Raw genomic sequence first — 3,245 nt, 5'->3', positions numbered from 1 at the left:
CACCCCCGGCTGAAGCACGGGGGCTTCGTGCCCTCCCCTTCAGGTAGCTGACCAGCTATCGCCTTAACTGGCTACGTGAGAGAATCATCCGAGATGGCGAGTTCATTGCAGCGATCAGAAATTATCGGGCGCCTGAAGGAGAAGGGGTTGAAAGTGACCCCCCAGCGCTACGCGATCTATGCCAACCTCTTGTCTCGCGCCGACCACCCCACGGCGGATCAGCTTCTCACGGATCTCAACAAAGATATTCCGGTGTCGTCCCAGGCTACGGTTTACAGTTCGCTGCAAGTGCTCCAGGAAGTCGGTTTGGTGCGGGAAGTCCTCCTGGACGGGGGGGTAGCCCGCTACGATGGCAACGTCAAGCCGCACCACCACTTTCAGTGTCGCAACTGCGCGGCGATCGCGGATATTCCCTGGGAACAGTTTCAGGGGTTAGACTTGAGCGGATTGCGATCGGGTGGGAAAGCGGAAAGCTACGAGGTGACGGTACACGGACTCTGTTCGCACTGCGCCGCAGAAGCGGAATCTTCCTCCGAAAACGGATAAAATCGATCCATCCATCTGACAAAAGGATTGGTGGTGAATGGAAGCGCTATCCCCATCACGCCTCGTCAAAATTAGCAAATACCTCAGCAAGCATTTGCGACACCAACCCGATCGCCTGGGGTTGAAACTGTCCCCCGGCGGATGGGTGGCGGTGGAGGACCTGGTGGCGGCTTGCGAGGCGCACCGATTTCCCCTCAGTCGCGCCGAATTGGAGGCGGTGGTGGCGAACAGCGACAAGCGGCGGTTTTCCTTCGACGAGACGGGGACTCTGATCCGCGCCAACCAGGGCCACAGCGTCCCGGTGGACTTGCAATTGGAGCCCCGGAAACCCCCCGAAATTCTCTACCACGGCACGGGGGAACCGTCGCTGGAGTCGATTCTGAGGTGGGGGTTATTGAAAATGTCTCGCCACCACGTCCACCTGTCTGCGGACGCGGAAACGGCGCGGCGGGTGGGGATGCGGCACGGACGTCCGGTCATTTTGGCGATCGACACGGCGGCGATGGCAGCGGCGGGGTACGTTTTTTATTGTTCGGCGAATGGAGTTTGGTTGGTGGACGCGGTGCCACCGGAGTATCTCCGCCGCCTGGATTAAAAACCAGATCGAATTGAGGTTAATTACAGCAGTTGCCTATCTGCCGCGATACGGTTCGATCCCCCATTATCCCCCTTGATCTCCCCCCTTACAAAGGGGGGGTAGGGGGGGATTTCTCTGACTGTAATCGCGGGTTGATATCCCCCATTATCCCCCTTGATCTCCCCCCTTACAAAGGGGGGGTAGGGGGGGATGGGGACTTTGAGTGATTCTCCCCCCCCGAAGTGCCGATGCGAATCATGGGCGGTTCCCCCGAAATTAAATGATAGAATACAGGCCGGAGTCGGAGTTGTATTCCCACGCCCGTCCCTGGGGATCTCTCTGGCGGGTGTAGTCGGTTAGGACGACGGGATAATCGCGGATTTGGGTCAGGCGTCCGGAGTCGCAGTTGAGGATTGCGACCAGTTGTTCTTGGGTGATGCCTTCTTTGCCGGGGACGGCCCTCTCGGCGGACGGACTGGCGGTCGTTTTTCCGGTTCTCACGGCGGCGGGTGGGGGGACGTTTAAATAGTTGCTGACAATGAAATCGATCGCCGTGGATTGGTCGATGTTGCGTTCTTCCATGAAAGCCACCAATCTGGCGTGGGTTTCCGGCTTGATATCGGCGACGACCCGATGATTTTGAGTGTCTGTGGAATTGACCATTTTTGACTCCATCTGTGCGATCGCGCGGACAAATATAAATATAGCAATGAGCGCTCGTATGTTAACAAATCGAGGGAACCCCGAAAACTTCAAAACCTCGCTTTAAAGGGGCTTTGAGTTTTCCCGACTCCCGACTCCCGATTCTCGAGGACCGCCCGCAGCGCTATAAAGTGCCCGTTCTATTTCAGGTTAGATCCGATCGGGGCTCCGCGACCCCTACCTTGGGGGTGAAATTTTCGATATCGGCGGTAAAATGACGCGATCGCGGATCGGCCGGGGTGCGATCGCGACCGAATTTGTCTGTAAAAATGTTATCTTTTATCTGGTGTTCGGACTGAAAAATGGGTGCCATGTCTCACAGCGGGCTATTCGTCGGATTGATTACCCTGGACTTTATTTATGGGGTGGAAAAATACCCCGATCGCAACCAAAAGGTGGTCGCCACCCACTACGCCGCCACCGCCGGAGGACCCGCCACCAACGCCGCCGTCACCTTCGCCCATTTGGGCAATTCCGCCGAAATTTTTGGGGGGGTGGGAAGCCATCCCGTCACGCAACTGATCTGGGCGGATTTGGAACGGTGGGGGGTGAATGTCACGGACTTGGATCGCGATCGCGGCGAACCCCCTCCCGTCTCTTCAATTACCGTCACCGAAAACACGGGCGATCGGGCCGTCGTCTCCATCAACGCCACCCAATCCCAACTGTCGCCGGACGCGATTTCCGCCGATATTATCGAAGGAATTGATATCATTTTAATCGACGGACATCAGATGGCGTTGAGTCGGGAAATCGTCCGATTTGCCGAGGGTAAAAATATCCCCGTCGTCGTGGATGGGGGAAGCTGGAAACCCGGATTTGAAACGGTGTTGCCCGACATCGATTATATCATCTGTTCCGCCAACTTTCATCCCCCAGATTGCCAAACGGAAACGGAGGTTTTTGAATATCTGAAAAATTTGGGAATTCCCCACATTGCGATCACCCACGGGGGAGGTGCGATCGGGTCCCATCATCGAGGGGTTTATAATAACATCGAGGTTCCCCCAATCGCGCCGGTGGATACGCTGGGTGCGGGGGATATTTTTCACGGTGCTTTCTGTCACTTTATTTTACAGGAATCTTGGGAAGAGGCACTGGGAAAGGCGGCGGAAGTGGCGTCCGATTCTTGCCGGTATTTCGGGACTCGGGAATGGATGGAAAGTGATTGAATTTTACCACAGAGGCACAGAGGAACACAGAGAGAGGATCTGTCCCAACCCAATATAGCAGCACGGTTGGGAGATGCGGGGGTGCGATCGCATTTTTGTAGGGGCGTATGGCATACGCCCTGATTTGATATTCGCCCGGCGCCAGATGAAAAAGGGCGCAAGCCAGGGGCTCCTACAGAGTTGATAATTGAGGCGATCGCATCCTCAAAATTTGGTACTCTGTTTGAATGACTGATTTTAGGCTTGTA

4 protein-coding genes are annotated in these 3,245 nt (G+C 55.8%); 3 read left to right on the top strand and 1 reads right to left on the bottom strand.

What is annotated here, in order from left to right; translation table 11 throughout:
- The first annotated feature begins 93 nt into the window (after nucleotides 1-93).
- The gene (locus AC0QHF_RS03310; protein ID WP_324702763.1) at nucleotides 94-546 is read left to right on the top strand and encodes a Fur family transcriptional regulator; all 453 of its coding nucleotides are present in this window, start codon (nucleotides 94-96) and stop codon (nucleotides 544-546) included.
- Nucleotides 547-583: 37 nt separating this feature from the next.
- Complete coding sequence (locus AC0QHF_RS03305; RefSeq protein ID WP_324702762.1) at nucleotides 584-1,141, top strand: RNA 2'-phosphotransferase; 558 nt, start codon at nucleotides 584-586, stop codon at nucleotides 1,139-1,141.
- Nucleotides 1,142-1,399: 258 nt separating this feature from the next.
- Here the strand turns inward: AC0QHF_RS03305 and AC0QHF_RS03300 are convergent, their stop codons facing one another.
- On the bottom strand, nucleotides 1,400-1,786 hold the full coding sequence (locus AC0QHF_RS03300) for a hypothetical protein (RefSeq protein ID WP_324702761.1): 387 nt from the start codon (nucleotides 1,784-1,786) through the stop codon (nucleotides 1,400-1,402).
- A 350-nt stretch (nucleotides 1,787-2,136) separates the two neighbouring features.
- Between AC0QHF_RS03300 and AC0QHF_RS03295 the strand changes: the two genes are divergently transcribed.
- A complete protein-coding gene (locus AC0QHF_RS03295) occupies nucleotides 2,137-2,997 on the top strand; it encodes a sugar kinase (RefSeq protein ID WP_324702760.1) in 861 nt (286 codons plus the stop codon).
- Nucleotides 2,998-3,245 lie beyond the last annotated feature (248 nt).

Source organism: Lyngbya sp. CCY1209 (assembly GCF_055795065.1).
The sequence above is the reverse complement of the archived record's forward strand: the minus strand, read 5'-3'. Positions and strand labels throughout refer to the sequence as shown.

Bases quoted from the DNA above. Each gene is read 5' to 3' on its own strand.
- AC0QHF_RS03310 (WP_324702763.1), top strand. From the start codon at position 94: ATGGCGAGTTCATTGCAGCGATCAGAAATTATCGGGCGCCTGAAGGAG.
- AC0QHF_RS03305 (WP_324702762.1), top strand. From the start codon at position 584: ATGGAAGCGCTATCCCCATCACGCCTCGTCAAAATTAGCAAATACCTC.
- AC0QHF_RS03295 (WP_324702760.1), top strand. From the start codon at position 2,137: ATGTCTCACAGCGGGCTATTCGTCGGATTGATTACCCTGGACTTTATT.
- AC0QHF_RS03300 (WP_324702761.1), bottom strand. From the start codon at position 1,786: ATGGTCAATTCCACAGACACTCAAAATCATCGGGTCGTCGCCGATATC.